The organism is Pseudomonas sp. B37(2017), assembly GCF_002112885.1.
Taxonomy (GTDB): Bacteria; Pseudomonadota; Gammaproteobacteria; order Pseudomonadales; family Pseudomonadaceae; genus Aquipseudomonas; species Aquipseudomonas paraglycinae.
This window is the reverse complement of record NZ_NEIX01000007.1, coordinates 308,898-331,337: the sequence shown is the minus strand read 5'-3', so window position 1 is coordinate 331,337 and position 22,440 is coordinate 308,898. Positions and strand designations below refer to the sequence as shown.

19 protein-coding genes are annotated in these 22,440 nt (G+C 60.6%); 13 read left to right on the top strand and 6 right to left on the bottom strand.

Annotation, left to right across the window (positions count from 1 at the left end; translation table 11 throughout):
* Window positions 1-22: 22 nt before the first annotated feature.
* Window positions 23-664, top strand: a complete 642-nt coding sequence (locus CAF90_RS19475; RefSeq protein ID WP_007957327.1) for a transcriptional regulator — start codon at window positions 23-25, stop codon at window positions 662-664.
* A gap of 37 nt (window positions 665-701) precedes the next feature.
* Here the strand turns inward: CAF90_RS19475 and CAF90_RS19470 are convergent, their stop codons facing one another.
* From CAF90_RS19470 to CAF90_RS19445, 6 genes are all read right to left on the bottom strand, one after another.
* A complete protein-coding gene (locus CAF90_RS19470) occupies window positions 702-1,478 on the bottom strand; it encodes an ABC transporter substrate-binding protein (protein WP_085608145.1) in 777 nt (258 codons plus the stop codon).
* Between the two features lie 280 nt (window positions 1,479-1,758).
* Complete coding sequence (moaE, locus tag CAF90_RS19465; RefSeq protein ID WP_085608144.1) at window positions 1,759-2,211, bottom strand: molybdopterin synthase catalytic subunit MoaE; 453 nt, start codon at window positions 2,209-2,211, stop codon at window positions 1,759-1,761.
* A 3-nt stretch (window positions 2,212-2,214) separates the two neighbouring features.
* The gene (locus tag CAF90_RS19460; RefSeq protein ID WP_085608143.1) at window positions 2,215-2,457 is read right to left on the bottom strand and encodes a MoaD/ThiS family protein; all 243 of its coding nucleotides are present in this window, start codon (window positions 2,455-2,457) and stop codon (window positions 2,215-2,217) included.
* Complete coding sequence (gene moaC, locus CAF90_RS19455; protein ID WP_007957321.1) at window positions 2,454-2,927, bottom strand: cyclic pyranopterin monophosphate synthase MoaC; 474 nt, start codon at window positions 2,925-2,927, stop codon at window positions 2,454-2,456. The genes CAF90_RS19460 and moaC overlap by 4 nt, the downstream gene beginning before the upstream one ends.
* Window positions 2,928-3,028: 101 nt before the next feature.
* Window positions 3,029-4,423: a PhoH family protein gene (locus tag CAF90_RS19450; RefSeq protein ID WP_007957320.1), complete on the bottom strand. Its 1,395-nt coding sequence runs from the start codon at window positions 4,421-4,423 to the stop codon at window positions 3,029-3,031.
* 349 nt (window positions 4,424-4,772) lie between these two features.
* Window positions 4,773-5,897 (bottom strand): polysaccharide deacetylase family protein, encoded by a 1,125-nt coding sequence (locus tag CAF90_RS19445; protein ID WP_085608142.1) that lies wholly within the window; start codon window positions 5,895-5,897, stop codon window positions 4,773-4,775.
* Between the two features lie 138 nt (window positions 5,898-6,035).
* Here CAF90_RS19445 and yaaA point away from each other — a divergent pair, with 138 nt between their 5' ends.
* The 12 genes from yaaA to CAF90_RS19385 all read left to right on the top strand — a co-directional run bounded on the left by yaaA (window position 6,036) and on the right by CAF90_RS19385 (window position 22,422).
* Window positions 6,036-6,815: a peroxide stress protein YaaA gene (gene yaaA / locus CAF90_RS19440; protein ID WP_085608141.1), complete on the top strand. Its 780-nt coding sequence runs from the start codon at window positions 6,036-6,038 to the stop codon at window positions 6,813-6,815.
* A gap of 811 nt (window positions 6,816-7,626) precedes the next feature.
* Window positions 7,627-8,943, top strand: a complete 1,317-nt coding sequence (locus CAF90_RS19435; RefSeq protein WP_085608140.1) for a nucleotide sugar dehydrogenase — start codon at window positions 7,627-7,629, stop codon at window positions 8,941-8,943.
* Window positions 8,944-9,026: 83 nt separating this feature from the next.
* Window positions 9,027-10,508 carry a mannuronan synthase gene (alg8, locus tag CAF90_RS19430; protein WP_007957312.1) on the top strand — a complete coding sequence of 494 codons (1,482 nt, stop codon included), beginning with the start codon at window positions 9,027-9,029 and terminating at the stop codon, window positions 10,506-10,508.
* A 35-nt stretch (window positions 10,509-10,543) separates the two neighbouring features.
* Entirely contained in the window at window positions 10,544-11,713 is a 1,170-nt protein-coding gene (locus tag CAF90_RS19425) for an alginate biosynthesis protein Alg44 (RefSeq protein ID WP_085608139.1), read from the top strand.
* A 9-nt stretch (window positions 11,714-11,722) separates the two neighbouring features.
* A complete protein-coding gene (gene algK / locus CAF90_RS19420) occupies window positions 11,723-13,129 on the top strand; it encodes an alginate biosynthesis TPR repeat lipoprotein AlgK (protein ID WP_085608138.1) in 1,407 nt (468 codons plus the stop codon).
* The gene (locus CAF90_RS19415; protein WP_085608137.1) at window positions 13,126-14,613 is read left to right on the top strand and encodes an alginate export family protein; all 1,488 of its coding nucleotides are present in this window, start codon (window positions 13,126-13,128) and stop codon (window positions 14,611-14,613) included. The genes algK and CAF90_RS19415 overlap by 4 nt, the downstream gene beginning before the upstream one ends.
* Window positions 14,614-14,639: 26 nt before the next feature.
* Window positions 14,640-16,211, top strand: a complete 1,572-nt coding sequence (gene algG, locus CAF90_RS19410) for a mannuronan 5-epimerase AlgG (RefSeq protein ID WP_085608181.1) — start codon at window positions 14,640-14,642, stop codon at window positions 16,209-16,211.
* Between the two features lie 10 nt (window positions 16,212-16,221).
* Window positions 16,222-17,673 (top strand): alginate O-acetyltransferase, encoded by a 1,452-nt coding sequence (locus CAF90_RS19405; protein ID WP_007957307.1) that lies wholly within the window; start codon window positions 16,222-16,224, stop codon window positions 17,671-17,673.
* 8 nt (window positions 17,674-17,681) lie between these two features.
* On the top strand, window positions 17,682-18,806 hold the full coding sequence (locus CAF90_RS19400; protein WP_085608136.1) for a mannuronate-specific alginate lyase: 1,125 nt from the start codon (window positions 17,682-17,684) through the stop codon (window positions 18,804-18,806).
* 193 nt (window positions 18,807-18,999) lie between these two features.
* A complete protein-coding gene (locus CAF90_RS19395; RefSeq protein ID WP_085608135.1) occupies window positions 19,000-20,565 on the top strand; it encodes an MBOAT family protein in 1,566 nt (521 codons plus the stop codon).
* Window positions 20,566-20,575: 10 nt separating this feature from the next.
* Window positions 20,576-21,751, top strand: a complete 1,176-nt coding sequence (locus CAF90_RS19390) for an alginate O-acetyltransferase (protein ID WP_007957303.1) — start codon at window positions 20,576-20,578, stop codon at window positions 21,749-21,751.
* Window positions 21,752-21,765: 14 nt separating this feature from the next.
* Window positions 21,766-22,422, top strand: coding sequence for an alginate O-acetyltransferase AlgF (locus CAF90_RS19385; RefSeq protein ID WP_085608134.1), 657 nt, complete (start codon window positions 21,766-21,768; stop codon window positions 22,420-22,422).
* Window positions 22,423-22,440: the final 18 nt, after the last annotated feature.

The window sequence follows — 22,440 nt, the reverse complement described above, 5'->3', positions numbered from 1 at the left end:
CGTTGCCTGGAGCTCCACAGTTATGACCGCCCCCGAACACACGCCCGAGCTGCATGACGCCGCGCTGGACAACTACCACGCCATCGCCGACGCCATTGCCACGCTGTTCTTTCCCCACGCCGAAGTGGTGTTGCATGACCTGCGCACGCAAAAGGTCGACTACATCGCCAACAACCTGTCGAAACGGGTGATCGGCGATGAATCGTCGCTGGAAGACATGCTCAGCGACGACGTCAGCGAACGGAACATCGGCCCGTACGAAAAGCTCAATTGGGACGGCCAGAAAATTCGCAGCCTGAGCACCGTGCTGCGCGACAGCGAAGGGCACCCGCTGGCGGTGCTGTGCATCAACCTGAATATTTCGCTGTTCGAGAACGCCAAGGCTGCGCTGGACCTGTTCCTCTCGCCGAGCAAACTGATTCCGCAACCGGACTCGCTGTTTCGCGATGACTGGCAGGAGCGCATCAACACTTTCCTGCACGCCTGGCTACGGGAACGGCAACTGAGCCTGAACCTGCTGACCCGCGATCACAAACGCGAACTGGTGCTGGCGCTGCACGCCGAAGGGGCGTTCAAGGGCAAGAGCGCCTCGAACTATGTGGCCAATGTGCTGAACATGGGGCGGGCGACGGTTTACAAGCATTTGAAGGAATTGAAGGGCTGAAACCGTGCAGCCTGCGAAGGCTGCACGGTCTTCAGATTTAGTCGCCGTAGATGTCCGACTTGAAATACTTCTCGGAAATCTTCTGATATTCGCCACTGGCGCGAATACCGTCGATGGCAGTGTTCAACTGGCTGACCAGTTCGGTGTTGCCCTTGCGCACCGCAATCCCCGCGCCCTCGCCCACGTATTTCGGATCCTTCAGCTCAGGCCCGACGAAGGCGTAGCCCTTGCCGCGCGGCATCGACAGGAAGTCGGTCAGCGGGATGGTGTCGGCGAAGATCGCGTCGAGACGCCCGGCCGCCAGGTCCATGTAGATTTCTTCGTTGTTGCCGTAACGCTTGACGTTGATGCCCTTGGGCTCGAACACCTCGGTCGCGTAACGGTCGGTGGTGGTCGCACGCTGCACGCCAACGGTCTTGCCCTTGAGGCTGGCGTACTGGTCATCGACGCTCGCGCCGTCCTTCATCACCAGCCGCGACGAGGTGAAATAGTACTTGTGGGTGAAGTCCACCGACTTCTTGCGGTCTTCGTTGATAGTCATGGACGACAGCGCCATGTCGATTTTCTTCACTTTCAGGGAAGGAATCAGACCATCGAACTCGCCCTCGACCCACACGCACTTGACCTGCATCTGCGCGCACAGGGCATTGCCGATGTCGTAGTCGAAACCGACGATTTCACCCTTGTCGGTCTTCGAGGCGAAAGGCGGATAGGCTGCTTCGATACCGATGCGCAGGGTTTTCTCGGCGGCGAACGCACTGCTGCACGCCAACAGGCTCAATGCCAGACCGGTGATGAGGGGGAATTTCTTCATGTTCGTTCTCTCGCGGGTTGTTGTTGGTTTGGCAAGACAGAAGAAAAAGCTGAAACGGGGAAAGATCTTTTTTGTACTTGTAAATCCATACTGGACTTTTACGTACAAACCGTCAATTGGGCAAAAGAGATTGCTTCCTGCTGTTGGTCAGTTGGGTAATCCATAGCATTTTCGGTGTTGCGGATGGCGCCTTCGCGAGCAAGCCCGCTCCCACATTGGAATGCATTTCCCTGTGGGAGCGGGCTTGCTCGCGAAGAGGGCCGGGAGAGCAGCGCAGAATCTACTGCTTCCAGCGATCCGCCGCCGCATGATCGCTGTCACGACCTTCAACCCAGCGCGGGCCGTCGCTGGTGTTCTCTTTCTTCCAGAACGGCGCGCGGGTTTTCAGGTAGTCCATGACGAAGGCGCAGGCGTCGAACGCCGCCTGGCGATGGGCACTGGCGGCGGCAACAAACACGATCGGCTCACCCGGTTCCAGCGCGCCGATGCGGTGCAGGACTTCCAGCTTCAACAGCGGCCAACGCTGTTCGGCTTCAACGGCGATCTTGCCGAGGGCCTTTTCGGTCATGCCCGGATAGTGTTCGAGGAACATCCCGGCGACATCAAGGCCATCGTTGAAGTCGCGCACGTAACCGACAAAACTCACCACCGCGCCAACGCCGACATTGGCCGCGTGCATCGCGTTGACTTCAGCGCCCGGATCGAACGGTTCGGACTGCACCCGAATGCGCATGGCTCAGCCTCCGGTCACGGTAGGGAAAAACGCCACCTCGTCGCCATCGACCACCGGCTCGTCGAGCTGGCAGAGGTCTTCGTTGCGCGCACACATGAGGTTCTGCTCGCTGAGCACCTCGGCGCCCTCACGCTGCGCCAGCAACGCACGAACGTCATCGACGGTAGCGAAATCACCCTCGACCTTCACCGAGTCCACGCCCAGCGCCTCGCGGTAACGGGCGAAAAACTTCACGGTCAGGTTCATGGCTGCTCCGCCTGGAAATGCCCGCTCTTGCCGCCGACCTTTTCCAGCAGACGCACGCTTTCGATGGTCATGCCACGGTCCACGGCCTTGCACATGTCGTAGATGGTCAGTGCGGCGACGCTGGCGGCGGTCAGCGCTTCCATCTCGACGCCGGTCTGCCCGGACAATTTGCAGCGAGCCACGATACGCACCGCGTCATCGCCTTCGGCACTGAGTTCGACCTTGACGCCGGTCAGCATCAGCGGATGACACAGGGGAATCAGGTCACTGGTTTTCTTCGCCGCCTGAATGCCGGCAATGCGCGCCACGGCGAACACGTCGCCCTTGGGATGGCCGCCGCTGACAATCATCTGCAGGGTGTCGGGCAGCATGCGCACCAGCGCTTGGGCCGTCGCTTCACGGAACGTCACGGCTTTTTCGGTGACGTCGACCATGTTGGCGCGACCTTGGGAATCGAGATGAGTCAGCACGGGATTACTCCTGATCAGGAGCGCCGATTGTAAACCTGGGGGTCAGAATTGCGCACATAAAAAACCGGGCGACTTTGCAGTCGCCCGGTTCGATTTGACGGTTACAGATGCGATTCGGCGTATTCGGCCAGAATCGAGCGAGGCACCCCTTGCAGGGTGATGTGCACACCGTTGGGGAAATCCTTGAAGCGTTCGGTCAGGTAGGTCAGCCCGGAGCTGGTCGCGGACAGGTAAGGGGTGTCGATCTGTGCCAGGTTGCCCAGGCACACCACTTTCGAACCGGCGCCGGCCCGGGTGATGATGGTTTTCATCTGGTGCGGCGTGAGGTTCTGGCATTCGTCGATCAGGATCAGGCTCTGCTGGAAGCTGCGACCGCGAATGTAGTTGAGCGATTTGAACTGCAACGGCACTTTGCTGAGGATGTAGTCGACGCTGCCATGGGTGTTTTCGTCATCCATGTGCAAGGCTTCGAGGTTGTCGGTGATGGCGCCCAGCCAAGGCTCCATTTTTTCCGCCTCGGTGCCGGGCAGGAAGCCGATTTCCTGGTCCAGGCCCTGCACGCTGCGGGTGGCGATGATGCGGCGATAACGCTTGCTGACCATGGTCTGCTCGATCGCAGCGGCCAGCGCCAAAATGGTTTTACCCGAGCCGGCGGCGCCGGACAGGTTGACCAGGTGAATGTCCGGATCCAGCAGCGCGTACAGCGCCAGGCTCTGATAGATGTCCCGTGGCTTGAGGCCCCAGGCTTCCTGGTGCAGCAGCGGTTCCTGGTGCAGATCGAGGATCAGCAGCTTGTCCTCTTCGATCTCCTTGATCCAGCCGACGAAGCCCTGCTCATCAATGATGAACTCGTTGATGTGCACGGCTGGCAGGTTGTCGATCAATTGCACCTGATGCCAGGTGCGGCCGTGGTCCTGACGGGTTTCGACCTTGCTCACGCGGTCCCAGAAGGAGCCGGTCATGTTGTGATAGCCGTTGGGCAGCAGGGACACGTCGTCGACCAACTGGTCGGTGCTGTAGTCCTCGGCGTCGATCCCGCAGGCGCGCGCCTTGAGGCGCATGTTGATGTCTTTGGTAACGAGCACAACCGGTTTTTTCGGGTCGCGGGTGTGCAGATCGATCAGCTGGTTGATGATTTTGTTGTCGTTCAGATGCTCGGGCAGAATCAGGTTCGATTCGGCCTGCTTGCTCATCAGAATCGACAGCAAGCCCTTCGGGCCGCCCTTGCCGCGCTGGATCGGCACGCCCTGTTCGACGTCATCGGGTGAAGCATCGCCCAGGGTCTTGTCGATCAGCCGGATAGCCTGACGGCATTCGGCGGCCACGCTGTGATGCCCGCTCTTGAGCTTGTCCAGCTCTTCAAGCACGGTCATCGGGATCGCGACGTGGTGTTCTTCGAAATTCAGCAGGGCGTTCGGATCGTGAATCAGTACGTTGGTATCGAGTACATAAAGGATTGGCTGGTTGGAGGAAGGGCTACGTCCGTGATCATCCATACTCGGTCACCTTTGTGGGAGCCATTCGACGCAATACCTCGGCGGTGCTGCGCCTCGAAGTGACTGCCGAATCCACCTGCACAGCTTTTGTCGGGATAGCAGGTGAACCGCACACAAAATGGGTCTTGGAAGACGCCACCTGTGTTGCAGGTTTCGGCGGTCTGACTTCGTAATACTCCAAAACCCGTGACAGAAAAAAGCACTTTGACGCTTTTTTGAAGTTTATTTTGCAAAGTGACGAAAAGCCCTTGGCGGACTGCCCTGCCCCCGTTAGAGTCGGAAGTCCGCCTGCATCGAATTCTGCAAAAAATTCACCCCAAGCCCAATGTTTCCGGGCTCTTGCCGTTTTTCAGCGAAACGCGTCCTGACAGTCTTCCCAGCCGATGCCGCTTTGCGCGGTTTGCGTGATCAGCCACGGCAACGCGGTCTTCACCGCATCCTGCTTCATGTTGAAATTGATCACCCCGTGCCGCCACAGCAGCATCAGGGTCAGCACCCGCTGCGCGCTCGGAGCGCCCTTGAGCTTGCCGGCGCCGTCCTGGGCATCGATGTCCCACAGCGCCACTTGCAGGCCCTGACTGTTGAAGAAACCCCGGGCATCGCTGCGACGCTGCCCTTCCGGTGGACGGAACAGCGGCACATAGTTCTCCGGCAGTTTGTTCTTGACCAGATCGGCACTGCGCCGCACCGAATCCTGCCAGTCCTGCCAATGGCTGTGGGAGCGGAACTCCCAGCCCTGCACGCCGACGCACTGCTGCGAAAACGCCGCTTGCAGGCTGCTGACGGAACGGTCGGCCAGCCGCACCTGAACATCTTTGCCCAACATGAAGAACGTGCCGCTCAGGTTCGACTTGCGCAAGTACTCGGCGAGCCAGTCGGTGTTGTCCGGTTGCAGGTTGGCGGCACTGTCGAAACTCAGCAGAAACAGGCGATCGTGCATGTCGTCGCCGTTGCGCTCGTAGTCTCCGAAATGATCGAGTTCGCTGCTGGTCTGGGGCGACAGCGCAGCCTTGCGCATCAGCTCATCGAGGTATTGCAGGTGGAAGATCCGGCTCGGTTCGGCCCACCTGGTGTAATAGCTTTCGTCGCTGACCACGAATTTGGCGGCCTGCTCGCGCAGGGTCGGCAGGTCTTCGACGAGGAAACAGAACGAGGCGTCCTGATCGCAGCTTTGCTGGGCAAAGTTGTAGTTGGCCAGCAGACGCTGCCACAGGCGCTCGCGCAGGCTGTTGATTGCATCCAGATTGACCGTGCGCAGCCCCAGACGCTGGGCCAGCGCCGCTTCGTCCAGCGCTTCGGTGCCGAGCAGGCCGCGGGCGAACATCAGGATTTCCGCCCGCGAGGCGACGTCGAACAGGGTCGGATTGTCGAGTTTTTCCGGCCAGGTGCTGCGATCCAGCGTCGCGATATCGCCCGGCGCCGCAACGGCACCGACGCTCAACAGCCACGCGGTGAAAAAAAGAACAATGCGCAAAGGGTGTCTCCATAACAAAACCCGCGCCGCACTATAGCCGATCCGACTGGTAAACCGCCGATCACCTATGGACGTGATAGCTGGAGTCATCCGCCCCAACCCCCTAGAATCGCCCCCACGATTAAAGGAGACGACTTCATGCTGATGGTGATTTCCCCCGCCAAGACCCTCGACTACGAAACACCGCCGGCGACCCAGCGCTTCACCCAGCCGCAATACCTCGACCATTCCCAGGAACTGATCCAGCAACTGCGCGAGCTGAGCCCGGCGCAGATCAGCGAACTGATGCACGTGTCCGACAAGATCGGCGGCCTCAACGCCGCGCGTTTCGGCAGCTGGACACCAGCGTTCACGCCGGAAAACGCCAAACAGGCACTGCTGGCTTTCAAGGGCGACGTCTACACCGGACTCGACGCCCAGAGCTTCAGCGAAGCCGATTTCGATTACGCGCAACAGCACTTGCGCATGCTCTCCGGCCTCTACGGCCTGCTGCGTCCGCTCGACCTGATGCAGCCGTATCGCCTGGAAATGGGCACCAAACTGGCCAACGCCCGAGGCAAGGACTTGTACGCCTTCTGGGGCACGCGCATCAGCGAATGGCTGAACGAAGCGCTGGCCGACCAGGGCGATGACGTGCTGCTGAACCTGGCGTCCAACGAATACTTCTCGGCGGTCAAACGCACGGCCCTGAACGCGCGGATCATCAACACCGAATTCAAGGATCAGAAGAACGGCCAATACAAGATCATCAGCTTCTACGCGAAAAAGGCCCGAGGCCTGATGAGCCGTTTCGTGATCCAGGAAAAAATCAACGATCCGGCCCTGCTCAAACAGTTCGATGTGCAGGGTTATCGCTTCAGCGCCGAGCAATCGAAACCGGATAATCTGGTGTTTCTACGCGATCACGCCCCCGAATAAAGCATGCCTAATGCACGACTCTTTATATGAAGAGTCGTGCAGCTCGCACGATGTCAAAAAACCCTCGCCATATTTCGCCATTTTACTGGCGCCAGAAAAACCTCCCTGTCTTTTCTAAGATTAGTTTCACTCGACACTGATCATTTTTTTCAGTAGTGGCACCTAAATTTTTTCACAGTAGTGGCACAAAACTATCTAACGTGATTTTTCGCCTGTTATTAAAGGTCGAAAACGAAATTGCTATCAAATTGATACTGGTGCCATCTCCGACAATATTTCAAGAAATTTCAGATTTCGCGATGAGCGGACAGGAACTTCGTCCGAATGCATAGCTCATACCACCGGTAACGATTCTCGCCGAGTTTGTACGAGATAACTTACGCGGAGCAGATAGCCATGTAACCAAGTTGTCACAGCAACTTGCCTAGATGACTAACTAGTCTCAAATCAGACGATGGACAGGAGATACGCACCATTAATATCCCCTACAAAGGCCATGGCCGCGCCCTTATAAACGTGCTCGCCTGAGCACCCAACCGCTTGATTTACGGGACTTTCATCCTGACATCGAGCGCGCAAGACGATTGCACAAGAGTCTTCTCCAAAGAAGATCGGCTGCATAACAGGGCACGTCATAACAACAAGGCCTGGTTGCGCACATCTTGAGTGCACTTATTTAGACACTCGGAACTTAAGTATGCCTGCACACGGCATTGTGGCGCCTGTATGCCGCACTTTCGAGTGCACTAATGAACGCTGAACACCATTAACTCCGGCCCTCTAAGGCCTGATATATACAGAGGTAATTGCGATGCGCATCAGCATATTTGGTTTGGGTTACGTTGGCGCAGTATGTGCCGGTTGCCTGTCTGCTCGGGGCCACGACGTAGTGGGCGTCGATGTTGCCAAAGACAAGATCGACATGATTAACGCTGGCAAATCTCCCATTGTCGAACCGGGCCTGGGTGAGTTGCTCGCACAGGGTATCCAGACCGGTCGTCTGCGCGGTACGACCAACTTCGCCGAAGCGATTCGCGACACCGACCTGTCGATGATCTGCGTCGGCACGCCGAGCAAGAAGAACGGCGACCTGGAACTGAACTACATCGAAGCGGTGTGCCGCGAGATCGGTTTTGTCCTGCGTGAAAAAACCACCCGTCACACCATCGTCGTACGCAGCACCGTTCTGCCGGGCACCGTGGCAAACGTTGTCATCCCGATCCTCGAAGACTGCTCCGGCAAGAAAGCCGGCGTTGATTTCGGTGTCGCCGTGAACCCTGAGTTCCTGCGTGAATCCACCGCGATCGCCGACTACGACCTGCCACCGATGACCGTCATCGGCGAGTTCGACAAGGCGTCGGGCGACGTTCTGCAATCGCTGTACGAAGAACTCGACGCACCGATCATCCGCAAGGACATCGCTGTCGCCGAGATGATCAAGTACACCTGCAACGTCTGGCACGCGACCAAAGTGACCTTCGCCAACGAGATCGGCAACATCGCCAAAGCGGTGGGCGTCGATGGCCGCGAAGTGATGGACGTGGTCTGCCAGGACAAGACCCTCAACCTGTCCCAGTACTACATGCGCCCGGGCTTCGCCTTCGGCGGTTCGTGCCTGCCGAAAGACGTGCGCGCCCTGACCTACCGCGCGGGTTCCCTGGACGTCGAAGCGCCGCTGCTCAACTCGCTGATGCGCAGCAACGAATCGCAAGTACAGAACGCCTTCGACATCGTTGAAAGCCACGACAAACGCAAAGTCGCCCTGCTGGGCCTGAGCTTCAAGGCCGGCACCGACGACCTGCGCGAAAGCCCGCTGGTGGAACTGGCCGAGATGCTGATCGGCAAGGGTTACGACCTGAGCATCTACGACAGCAACGTCCAGTACGCCCGTGTCCACGGCGCGAACAAGGACTACATCGAGTCGAAGATCCCGCACGTGTCGTCCCTGCTCAACGCGGACTTCGATTCGGTGATCGACAACTCCGACGTGATCATCCTCGGCAACCGCGACGAGAAGTTCCGCGCCCTGGCCGAAGAGGCGCCGCAGGGCAAGCAGGTGATCGACCTGGTGGGCTTCATGTCCAAGGCCACCAGTGCCGGTAGCCGCACCGAAGGGATCTGCTGGTAACGCAGCAGCAAGCCTCGAGCTTCAGGCCGCACGCCGTGAATCGGCGGGCGGCTTGAAGCCCCCATCACCTTCGGATGACGGTCATGTCCAAGCTCAAACATTTTTTTCTGCAATCCGCCGGCTGGCTTTTGTTTCTGAGCCTGCTGATGGGCCTGGCCCTGATGCTGCCCACGTCCACGTTCGACTCCGAGTCGAAGGACTTCATTTTCCTGATTGGCGCCGTGGGTATCTGGCGCTACTCGATGGGTGCCACGCACTTTGTGCGCGGCATGATTTTTCTCTACATCGTCTACCCGCACCTGCGCCGCAAGGTTCGCAAGCTGGGTAAAGCGGCGGATCCGTCGCATGTGTTTCTGATGGTCACCAGTTTTCGCATCGACGCGTTGACCACCGCGCAGGTCTACAGCTCGGTGATCCGCGAAGCCATCGACTGCGAACTGCCGACCACCGTGGTCTGCTCGATCGTCGAAATGTCCGATGAGCTGCTGGTCAAGGCGCTGTGGGCGCGGATGAATCCGCCAGAACGCGTGAAGCTCGACTTCGTGCGCATCCCCGGCACCGGCAAGCGCGATGGCCTGGCGTTTGGTTTCCGCGCGATCTCCCGTCACCTGCCGGACGACCGCGCCGTGGTGGCCGTGATCGACGGCGACACCGTGCTCGGCGAAGGCACCGTGCGCAAGACCGTGCCGTGGTTCCAGCTGTTCGGCAACGTCGGCGGCCTGACCACCAACGAGTTCTGCGAAGTGCGCGGCGGCTACATCATGAGCGAGTGGCACAAGCTGCGTTTCGCCCAGCGCCACATCAACATGTGCTCGATGGCCCTGTCCAAACGCGTGCTGACCATGACCGGGCGCATGTCGGTGTTCCGCGCCACCGTGGTCACCAACCCGGAATTCATCGCCGACGTCGAAAGCGACTCGCTGCAACACTGGCGCCTGGGCCGTTTCAAGTTCCTGACCGGCGACGACAAGTCGAGCTGGTTCAGCCTGATGCGCCTGGGCTACGACACCTTCTACGTGCCGGACGCGGCGATCAACACCGTTGAGCACCCGCCGGAAAAGAGCTTCATCAAGGCCAGCCGCAAACTGATGTTCCGCTGGTACGGCAACAACCTGCGGCAGAACTCCCGGGCTCTGGGCCTGGGCGTGAAACGCCTCGGTGCCTTCACCTCGGTGGTGCTGTTCGACCAGCGCGTTTCGATGTGGACATCCTTGCTCGGCCTGACCGTGGCAATCATCGCCAGCTTCAAGTACGGCACCGCGTTCATCCTGGTGTACCTGCTGTGGATCGGTATCACCCGGCTGATTCTGACGCTGCTGCTGTCCTGCTCGGGCCACCGGATCGGACCGGCTTACCCTGCGATTCTCTATTACAACCAGATCGTCGGCGCGCTGGTGAAGATCTACGTGTTCTTCCGCCTCGACCAACAATCCTGGACCCGACAACCCACTTCCCTGACCCGTGATCTCGCCAGCTTTCAACGTTGGTTCAACACCTGGTCGTCTCGGACCATGACCTTCTCCGCCGGCAGCATTTTCGTCGCCGTGCTGCTGATGATGGTCTGACCTGCCCCTATTGAATTAACAAGGAAATCGCCCCCATGAATACCGCCGTCAACGCCAACGTAGTGCATGAATCCGAAGCCCAGCGTCAGCACGCCCGGGTCAAAATCCCGGCCAAGCTGCGGTTCTTCGGCCCTGACCGGACGCCCGTCGAGGCGCGGGTCATCGACCTGTCTGCCGGTGGCCTGGCGTTCAATGCCGGTCAACTGCCGCTGACCGTCGGCGAGGTGTACAAGGCGCGTCTGCAATTCGTCATCGACAACCTCGGCCTGGCCATGGACGTGGAGCTGCAGGTGCGCTCCTTCGACCGCCAGACCGGTCGTGCCGGTTGCCAGTTCCAGAACCTCGAACCGCAGGACATTTCGACCCTGCGTCACCTGATCACTTCGCACCTGGCCGGCGACATCGTCAGCATCGGCGAAGTGCTGGCGACCCTGCAGCGCGACAACTTCACCAAGGCGCGCAAGGTCAAGGACGGCGGCCACGGCATGACCCCGTTCGGTCGCCTGAAAGCCGTGACCTTCAGCGCCGGTGTGTTCGCGGTCGGCCTGGTGGCGGCGGGGTTCATTTTCAAATCGGTGTACAGCATGTACTTCGTCAGCCATGCACAGGCCGGTCTGGTCAGCGTGCCGGGCATGAACATCACCATGCCGCGCGACGGCACCGTGCAGAGCCTGGTGAAGTCCGATGGCGTCGCCGCCAAGGGCGCACCGCTGGCGACGTTCAGCACCAGCATGCTCGACGTGCTCAAGGGCCATCTGGAAGAAGATCAACTGTCGCCGGCCAAGGTTGAAGAACTGTTCGGCAAGCAAATGACCGGCACCCTGACCTCCCCTTGCGATTGCACCGTGGCCCAGCAACTGGTGGCTGACGGTCAATACGCGAGCAAAGGTGACGTGATCTTCTCGCTGGTACCGCGCAACACCCAGGCCACCGTCGATGCACGCTTCTCCTATCGCCAATTCGGCGACGTGCGTCCGGGCACTCCGGTGAGCTTCCAGATCGCCGGCGAAGACAAGACCCGCACCGGCAAGATCGTCAGCAGCACCAGCCTGAAAAGCGCTGACCTGTCCTCCGACATCCGCGTGCAGATCCAGCCTGACGAGCCGCTGGACAGCCGCTTCGCCGGCCGCCCGGTGGAAGTGAACAGCGACCGTGGTCCGAACCTGAACTGGCTGATCGACAAAGCCATGGCTGCCGGTCTTTAAGTCGAGGACATGCCCGTGACGAGCCCTATCAGAATCCTGCCGGTCCCGCTGACGCTGGCCATGGCAATCGCCCTGGCCGGTTGCGCCGGCCTGCCCGACCAGCGTCTGGCCAGCGAAGCGCTCAAGCGCGGTGACACCGCGACCGCCGCGCAGAACTACCGTGCGCTGGCCGACCTGGGTTACAGCGAAGCCCAGGTGGGCCTCGCCGATATCCAGGTCGACAGCCGCGACCCGGAACAAATGAAACAGGCCGAAGCCACCTACCGCGCCGCCGCCAGCGTTTCGCCGCGTGCCCAGGCCCGACTCGGTCGTCTGCTGGTGGCCAAGCCCGGTTCCACCGAAGCCGAGCATCAGGAAGCCGAAAGCCTGCTGAAGAAAGCCGCCGCCAGTGGCGAAGGCAACACGCTGATCCCGCTCGCGATGCTGTACCTGCAATACCCGCACAGCTTCCCGAACATCAACGCTCAGCAGCAGATCGATCAGTGGCGCAAATCCGGTTACCCGGAAGCCGGTCTCGCCCAGGTGCTGCTGTATCGCACCCAGGGCACTTACGACCAGCATCTGGATGACGTGGAAAAGATCTGCAAGGCCGCGCTCAACACCACCGACATCTGCTACGTCGAGCTGGCCACGGTCTACCAGAAACGTGGCGCGCCGGAGCAACAGGCCGAGCTGATCAAGCAGCTGCAGGCCGGTTACAGCCGCGGCACCGTCAGTGCTCAGCGGGTGGATTCGGTGGCCCGTGTGCTGGCCGATTCGACCCTGGGCAAGACCGACGAAAAAACCGCGCAGTCGCTGCTCGAACCGATCGCGCCGGGCTACCCGGCGTCGTGGGTCACCCTCGCACAACTGCTGTATGACTTCCCGGAACTGGGCGACACCGACCAGATGATGAAGTACCTGGACAACGGCCGCGCCGCCGACCAGCCGCGCGCCGAACTGTTGCTGGGCAAGCTCTACTACGAAGGCAAACTGGTTCCGGCCGACGCGAAAGTTGCCGAGGAACATTTCCAGAAAGCCGTCGGCCGTGAAGTTGCCGCCGATTACTACCTCGGCCAGATCTACCGCCGTGGCTACCTGGGCAAGGTCTATCCGCAGAAGGCCCTCGACCATCTGCTGACCGCTGCGCGCAACGGCCAGAACAGCGCCGACTTCGCCATCGCCCAGCTGTTTTCCCAAGGCAAGGGCACCAAGCCCGACCCGCTCAACGCCTACGTGTTCAGCCAGTTGGCCAAGGCGCAAAACACTCCGCAAGCCGATGAGCTGGCGACCGCCCTAGCCGCGCAACTGCCGCCCGAGCGCCTGGCCGAAGCCCAGCGCCTGCTGCAACAGGAACAGGCGACCCGTGGCGCCCTGAGCCAGAACACGCTGCAACTGCACGCCCTGCAAGAAGAAGACGGCGAGGAAAAATTATGAAATTGAATCCCTTTGTGAAGGCCGGCATTGGCCTCACGTTCGCGCTGATCTGGTCTTGCCCGACCCTGGCCGCGATGACTGAATCGAAGAACTTCGGCCTCGAAGTGAAAATCACCGGCCAGTCCGAAGACGACCGAGACCTCGGCACCGCCAGTGGCGGCGACGTCAACGGTGTCGGCCTCGATCTGCGTCCCTGGGTCTACGGCGAAAGCGGTGCGTGGAGCGCCTACGCCATGGGCCAGGCCGTGACCTCGACCGACATCATCGAGACCGACACCCTGCAGCAGTCCGACAGCGAAGGCACCCAGACCACCGACAACGGCGACCGCAAGACCAAGAAAAACTACCTGGCGATGCGCGAATTCTGGGTCGGCTACAGCGGCCTGACGCCCTACCCCGGCGAGATCCTCAAGTTCGGTCGCCAGCGCCTGCGCAATGACGACGGCCAGTGGCGCGACACCAACATCGAAGCCCTGAACTGGACCTTCGACACCACCCTGCTGCGCGCCAACGCCGGTGTTGCCGAACGCTTCAGCGAATACCGCACCGACCTCAAGGAGCTGGCGCCGAAAGACAAGGATCGCCTGCACGCCTACGCCGATGCCGCTTACCAGTGGACGCCGGGCAACTGGGTCGGCATTCGCGGCCACCACACCCATGACGACGGCAAGCTCGACTATCCGGAGCCGGGCGTGGCTGGCGACTCGCTGGACAAGAAAGAAAACGGCGACATCAGCTGGCTCGGCCTGACCGCCGACAGCGACGCCTACAACTGGCGCAACACCAACACCGTCAATTACTGGGGCAGCATCACCGGCATGAGCGGCGACCGCGACACGGTCAACGCCCTCAACGCCGATGGCACCCGCCCGGCGCAGGCCAAGCGCAGCGACAACGTCGACGGCTGGGCCACCGACATCGGTGTGCGTCTGCGCCTCGATCCGCAATGGCAGGTCGGTGCGGCGTACGCCCGTGCCAGCGCCGATTACGAACAGAACGGCCTGGAAAGCAACCGCTCGAACTACACCGGTACACGCTCGCGGGTTCACCGTTTCGGCGAAGCCTTCCGTGGCGAAATGAACAACATGCAGACCGCCACCCTGTTCGGTTCGTGGATGCTCAACGACCAGTACGACGCCAGCCTGATCTACCACAAGTTCTGGCGTGTGGACGGCAACAAGCCGGTGGGCAGCAACGGCATCAACGCCGTGGAAAACAACACCGACGACGTCACCGGCGCGATCCTCTCCAGCACCTCGCTGCCACTGCAGGACGGCAACAAGGATCTGGGCCAGGAAATGGATCTGGTGGTCACCAAGTACTTCAAGCAAGGCTTGCTGCCGGCGGCGCTGAGCCAGTCGATCGACGAGCCTTCGGCGCTGGTGCGTTTCCGTGGCGGCGTGTTCAAGCCGGGTGATGCCTATGGCAGCCAGGTCGATTCGTACATGCACCGCGCGTTCATCGACGTGATCTGGCGCTTCTGATGCTGACCGCCAAGGGAGTGCCCGACATGAACAGTGCCCGCAAAGGCTCACTCAGCCTGCTGGCCGGCGCGATGCTGCTGGCCTCGGCTGGCGCCTTCGCCAACGTGGAACCGGCCAAGCCGGTGACCACCGCGAAGGAGCTGCAACAGGCCAAGACCTACACCGTCAGCAGCGCGCCGACCGAAGCGCTGGAACTGGCCAAGCCGAAATTGCCCGACCTCTCCGGCTACACCGCCGAAGCCGCCGCCGCGAAAATCGTGCGCAGCAAACCGGGCAAGATCAGCGTGCGCCGGATGATGCAGGAAGACGCCCTGAAAGACTTTATCGGCGGCGACAACAAGATGGCCGAATGGGTGGTGCGTCAGCACGGCATCCCGCAGGCGATCTTCGTCGACGACGGCTACATGAACCTGAAAGAGCTGGCGCAGAAGCTGCCGAAGCAGTACTTCAGCGAAACCTCGCCGGGCGTGTATCTGGCCAAGCTGCCGATCGTGGTCGGCCGCAAAGGCATCCTCGAAATCGACGGCCAGACCCAGGAGTTGCGCCTGTCCCAGGAGGCCGGTTCGTTCCTGGTCAACGACGGCCAGTTGTTCGTGCGTGACACCAAGGTCACCGGCTGGCGCGAGAAGGAAAACGGCCCGGCAACCTTCCGTTCGCCGAAGGAATTCCGCCCGTTCCTGCTGGCCTGGGGCGGCACCGAGACTTACATCGTCAACAGCAAGATGGCCAGCTTCGGCTACGCCAACAGTAAGTCCTACGGCGTGAGTATTTCCCAGTACACGCCGAACATGGCCAAGGTGCTCAAGCGTCCCGAGCCGACCGGCTGGATCGTCGGCTCCGAGTTCTCGGACATGTGGTACGGCTTCTACTGCTACGAGACCCGCGACTTCGTGGTCAAGGGCAACACCTACAAGGACAACATCGTCTACGGCATCGACCCGCACGACCGTTCCCACGGTCTGATCATTGCCGAGAACACGGTGTACGGCACGAAGAAGAAGCACGGGATCATCATTTCCCGTGAGGTGAACGACAGCTTCATCTTCAACAACAAAAGTTATGACAACCACCTCTCGGGGCTGGTGATCGACCGTAACAGCGTCAACAACATCATCGCCTACAACGAGATCTACAAGAACCACACCGACGGCATCACCCTCTACGAGTCCGCCGACAACCTGCTGTGGGGCAACAAGGTCATCAGCAACAAGCGCCACGGCATCCGCATTCGTAACAGCGTGAACATCCGCCTCTACGAAAACGTCGCCATGGCCAACGGCCTGACCGGCGTCTACGGGCACATCAAGGACCTGACCGACACCGACCGTGACATCAAGCTCGACCCGTTCGACGCCCAGGTCTCGCTGATCGTGGTCGGCGGTGAACTGGCGGCCAACGGCAGCGGCCCGCTGTCGATCGATTCGCCCCTGAGTGTCGAGCTGTATCGCGTGTCGATGCTGGCGCCGACCAAATCCAGCGGCATCAGCTTCAACGGCATCCTCGGCGAGCGCCAGGATGAAATTCTCGACCTGCTGGTGCGCCAGCAGAAAGCCGTGCTGATCGACCCTGTCGAACGCCAGACCGAAATGCGGGACTGAGGACAATTTTATGCACCCACACCTGATCAAATTACTCAGCCTGTCGGCCCTGACCGTGGGCATTCTGGCGGCCAGCAACGGCGCTCGCGCGGACGAAGTGAAAGCGCCGCAGTTCACCGCCGAACCGTGCTGCAGCCTGTGCCCGGCCGCCCACGACGCGAAGAACTACACCACTCGCTACCAGCAGAACTTCACCACTCTGGTGCAGGCGCAGGGCGACTGGCTGTTCCGGACCCAGGAAGATTTGCGCACCGAGTTCAACACCACCCCGGCCGGCTACAAACGCCTGCAACAGCTGCACGATGCGTTCAAGGCCAAAGGCGTCGAACTGGTGATCGTCTACCAGCCGACCCGTGGCCTGGTGAACCGCAACAAGCTCAACCCGGCAGAAAAAGCCGCGTTCGATTACGAGAAAGCACTGGGCAACTACAAGACCATGCTCGGCCGTTTCGCCAAGATGGGTTACGTGGTGCCGGACCTGTCGCCGCTGACCAACGAATCGCTGCCGGACACCCTGCCCGCCCACGACTTCTACTTCCGTGGTGACCAGCACTGGACGCCGTACGGTGCCCAGCGCACGGCGAAAATCGTCGCCGAGAAGGTCAAGCAGATCCCGGCCTTCGCCGACATTCCCAAGCGTGAGTTCGAAACCAAACGCTCCGGACGCATGGGCAAGACCGGCACCCTGCACAACATGGCCGGGCAACTGTGCGGCACCAGTTACGCGATCCAGTACATGGACCAGTTCACCACCGAGCCGAAAGGCGAGGCCGGTGACGGCGACCTGTTCGGTGATTCCGGCAATCCGCAAATCACGCTGGTCGGCACCTCGCACAGCGGCAAGAACTACAACTTCGCCGGTTTCCTTGAAGAAGCCATCGGCGCCGACATTCTCAACGTCGCGTTCCCCGGCGGCGGTCTGGAAGGTTCGATGTTGCAGTACCTGGGCAGCGACGAATTCCAGAAGACGCCACCGAAGATTCTCATCTGGGAATTCTCGCCGCTGTACCGCCTCGACCAGGAAACCATCTATCGCCAAATGATGTCCCTGCTCGACAACGGCTGCGAAGGCAAAGACGCGCAAATGTCCGCGAGCACCACGCTCAAGCCGGGCAGCAAACAAGAACTGCTGGTCAACAGCAAGAACCTGAACCTGCAGAACAGCAGCCATCAGGTCGACATCCGCTTCGCCGACACCTCGGTGAAAACCCTGCAAGCCACCCTCTGGTACATGAACGGTCGCCACGAGGACATCAAGATCGAGAAACCGGAAACCTCCGACACCGACGGTCGTTTCGCCTTTGAGCTGCGCACGGACGAAGACTGGGCCTCGCAAAACCTGCTGGCGGTCGAAGTCCAGGGCCCGGAAGCGGGCACCGCGCCACAGAAAGTCGAAGCGAAAATCTGCAAACGCAACGTATTCCCGGGCGCTGGGCCACAAACCGCTCAGGTCGGGCAATGAGGTCTGCTATGCGAAATCCGAAACTGAAAACTCTTCTGGCACCCACGCTGCTCGGGCTGGCGATCTTCGCCGGCACCGCGCAGGCCGCCGCGCCGCTGCGTCCCCCTCAGGGCTACTTTGCGCCTGTGGATAAATTCAAGACAGGTGACAAGAGCGAAGGCTGCGACGCGATGCCGGCGCCCTACACCGGGCCGCTGCAATTTCGCAGCAAATACGAAGGCTCGGACAAGGCCCGCGCGACGCTGAACGTGCAGTCGGAAAAGGCCTTCCGCGACACCACCAAAGACATCACCACCCTAGAGCGCGGCACCGCCAAACGGGTGATGCAGTTCATGCGCGACGGTCGTCCGGAACAACTCGATTGCACGCTCAACTGGCTCACCACCTGGGCCAAGGCCGATGCGTTGATGTCGAAAGACTTCAACCACACCGGCAAGTCGATGCGCAAATGGGCGCTGGGCAGCATGGCCTCTTCGTACATTCGCCTGAAGTTCTCCGACTCCCATCCGCTGGCCCAGCACCAGCAGGAAGCGCAGTTGATCGAGGCCTGGTTCAGCAAGATGGCCGATCAGGTGGTCAGCGACTGGGACAACCTGCCACTGGAAAAAACCAACAATCACTCGTACTGGGCCGCGTGGTCGGTGATGGCGACATCGGTCGCCACCAACCGCCGCGACCTGTTTGATTGGGCGGTCAAGGAATACAAGGTCGGGGTCAATCAGGTCGATGCCGACGGTTACCTGCCGAACGAACTCAAGCGCCAGCAACGCGCCCTCGCCTATCACAACTACGCCCTGCCGCCGCTGGCGATGATCGCCAGTTTCGCCCAGGTCAACGGCGTGGATCTGCGTCAGGAAAACAACGGCGCACTGAAACGCCTGGGTGACCGGGTGCTGGCCGGGGTGAAAGATCCCGAGGACTTCGAGAAGAAGAACGGCAAAGAGCAGGACATGACCGATTTGAAAGAGGACATGAAATTCGCCTGGCTCGAACCGTTCTGCACCCTCTACACCTGTTCGCCGGATGTGATCGAGAAGAAGCACGGGATGCAGCCGTTCAAGACCTTTCGCCTCGGCGGGGATTTGACCAAGGTTTATGACCCATCCCATGAAAAGGGCAACAAAGGCTCTTGAGTACACCGATAAACCCTGTGGGAGCGGGCTTGCTCGCGAATGCGGTCTGACATTCAAAAAATATGTCGACTGACACTCCGCTTTCGCGAGCAAGCCCGCTCCCACAGTGAAGTGATGTCGCCCTCTGAATTTTTGTGGGGGGTTTGGGGGGGCTTTGGCCCTTGACTGTTGGTTCAAACATGGAGAGATCGGGATGGTATTTTCATCCAACGTGTTCCTGTTTCTGTTCTTGCCGATCTTTCTCGGCTTGTACTACCTGAGCGGGCAACGCTATCGCAACCTGCTGCTGCTGATCGCCAGCTACGTGTTCTACGCGTGGTGGCGGGTGGACTTCCTGGCGCTGTTCGCCGGCGTCACCCTGTGGAACTACTGGATCGGCCTGAAAGTCGGCGCCGCCGGCGTGCGCACCAAACCGGCCCAGCGCTGGCTGTTGCTCGGCGTGGCGGTGGACCTGTGCATTCTCGGCTACTTCAAGTACGCCAACTTCGGCGTCGACAGCATCAACGCAATGATGACGTCGGTCGGTCTCGAGCCGTTCATCCTGACCCACGTGCTGCTGCCGATCGGTATCTCGTTCTACATCTTCGAGTCGATCAGCTACATCATCGACGTCTACCGCGGTGATACCCCGGCTACCCGCAACCTGATCGACTTCGCGGCATTCGTGGCGATCTTCCCGCACCTGATCGCCGGTCCCGTGCTGCGTTTCCGTGACCTGGCCGACCAGTTCAACAACCGCACCCACACCCTCGACAAGTTCTCCGAGGGCTGCACGCGGTTCATGCAGGGTTTCATCAAGAAGGTCTTCATCGCCGACACCCTCGCCGTGGTGGCCGACCATTGCTTCGCCCTGCAAAACCCGACCACGGGCGATGCCTGGCTCGGCGCGCTGGCCTACACCGCGCAGCTGTATTTCGACTTCTCCGGTTACAGCGACATGGCCATCGGCCTGGGCTTGATGATGGGTTTCCGCTTCATGGAAAACTTCAAGCAGCCGTACATCAGCCAGTCGATCACCGAGTTCTGGCGCCGCTGGCACATCAGCCTGTCGACCTGGCTGCGTGACTATCTCTACATCACCCTCGGCGGTAACCGTAAAGGCACGCTGATGACCTATCGCAACCTGTTCCTGACCATGCTGCTCGGTGGTCTGTGGCACGGCGCGAACATCACCTACATCGTCTGGGGTGCGTGGCACGGCATGTGGCTGGCGATTGAAAAAGCGCTGGGCCTCAACACTTCGCCGCGCAGCCTCAACCCGATCCGCTGGGCGCTGACCTTCCTGCTGGTAGTCATGGGCTGGGTGATCTTTCGTGCCGAAAACCTGCACGTTGCCGGCCGCATGTACAGCGCGATGTTCAGCTTCGGCGACTGGTCGCTGTCGGAACTCAACCAGGCCAGCCTCACCGGTCTGCAAGTGGCGACTCTGGTGGTGGCTTACGTGACCCTGGCGTTCTTCGGCCTGCGTGATCTGTACACCAACCAGCCTCCGGTGAAGACCAAACCTGCGGTCAACGTCGAGAGCGACGGCCCTGCCGGCGCGCAACCGGGCCTGATCAAGGCAGCCCCGGGCGAAAACCCGGCGAGCATCCACGAGCCTGGCTACACCGTCGGCGTCGAAGCCCAGGTGCAACCGGCCTACTGGACGGCGGACTGGTCGCGCTACGTGATGCGCGGGCTGATCCTGCTGCTGTTCATCGCCTCGATTCTCAAACTCTCGGCGCAAAGCTTCTCGCCGTTCCTTTACTTCCAGTTCTGAGGGATCTGACATGACCCGCTCATTACGCATCTTCTACATCGCGCTGTTTCTGGTGACCCTGCTGGTGCTCGGTCTGTGGTCGGTGCGCAGCTTCTTCGGCTTCAGCACCAACGCCGACGCGACGGTGCTCAACGGCCGCTGGACCAAAGCCGTGGAAACCCACTACGACGATGAATTCCCGATCAAGCGTCTGGGCACCAATCTCTGGGCCGCGCTGGATTTCAAACTGTTCAACGAAGGTCGTCCGGGCGTGGTGCTCGGTCGCGATCAGTGGTTGTACAGCGATGAGGAATTCAACCCGATCGTCAACGAAGAGCTGAACCTGCAAGGCAATTACGCGCTGGTCGAAGGCGTGCGCCAGACCCTGAAAGAGAAAGGCGTGAAACTGGTGATGGCGATCGTGCCGGCCAAGGTTCGCCTGTACCCCGAGCACCTGGGTGAAGTGAAGCCGGCGAGCATTCACGCCAACCTCTATCAGGACTTCCACGCTCGCGTCGCGGCGGACAAGATCCTTGCCCCCGACCTGCTCGGCCCACTGCAAGCCGCCAAGCAGAACGGTCAACAAGTGTTCCTGCGCACCGACACCCACTGGACCCCGGAAGGCGCGGAAATCGCCGCCAACACCCTGGCCAAGACCATCGCTGACAAGTTCCCGCTCAGCGGCGAGCCGCAGCGTTTCGTCACCACCCCGGCGGAGAAGGTCACGCACAAGGGCGACTTGCGTCTGTTCCTGCCGCTGGATCCGCTGTTCGAAAACCTGATGCCGGCGCAAGAGCCGCTGCAAAAGCGCAACACCGTGGCCGCCGCCGAGCAGCCTGCCGGTGACGACGCATTGTTCGCCAACAGCGAAGTGCCGGTCGCGCTGATCGGCACCAGCTACAGCGCCAACCCCAACTGGAACTTCGTCGGTGCGCTCAAGCAAGCGCTGCACAGCGACGTCGTCAACTACGCAGAAGACGGCCACGGCCCGATCCTGCCGATGCTCAGCTACCTGAAAAGCGACGACTTCAAGAACAGCCCGCCACAGGTGCTGATCTGGGAGTTTCCTGAACGATATCTGCCTGTGAACAACGAAATCGGCGACGCCGACCCGCAGTGGGTCGCAGAGCTTAAACAAGCCGGCGCGCGCCAACAAAACGTAGCAATCAACACTAAATCCGAGACGCCCGATCGGGCGCAAAACTGAAAGAGAGGTACACCATGACTTTCACTACTACTCCTCGTCGTCTCGCTAAACGCTTCGCTCTGGTTGCGGGTCTGAGCGTGCTGTCGGTCCAGGCCTTCGCCGGTGGCGACGCTGCGCTGTACGGCCCGACTGCACCGAAAGGCTCGACCTTCGTACGCGTCTACAACGCCAGCAACGCTGAAGTCAGCGCCACCGTCGGCAGCACCAATCTGAGCGACGTCGCGCCGCTGGCCAGCAGCGACTTCAGCTTCATGCCGGGCGGCGACTACAGCGCCAAGGTCGGCAGCCAGACCCTGCCGGTGAAACTCGCCGGTGACCACTACTACACCCTGGTCAACAACGCTTCCGGCGCGCCGCAGCTGATCGAAGAACCACCGTTCAAGAACAAGCAGAAATCCCTGGTGCGCGTGCAGAACCTCAGCGACAAGCCGCTGACCCTGAAGACCGCCGACGGCAAGACCGACGTGGTGCCTAACGTGGCCGCCAAGGGCCGTGGCGAGCGTGAAATCAACCCGGTCAAAGTCAGCCTCGCGCTGTACGAAGGCGACAAGAAAGTCGGCGACGTGAAGCCGGTCGCCCTGGAGCGCGGTGAAGCAGCCGTGCTGTACGTCACCGGCAACGGCAGCAACCTGTCGCCGGTCTGGGTGAAACGCCCGGTGTCGACCCGCTAAGCACATGAAACCGGGCAG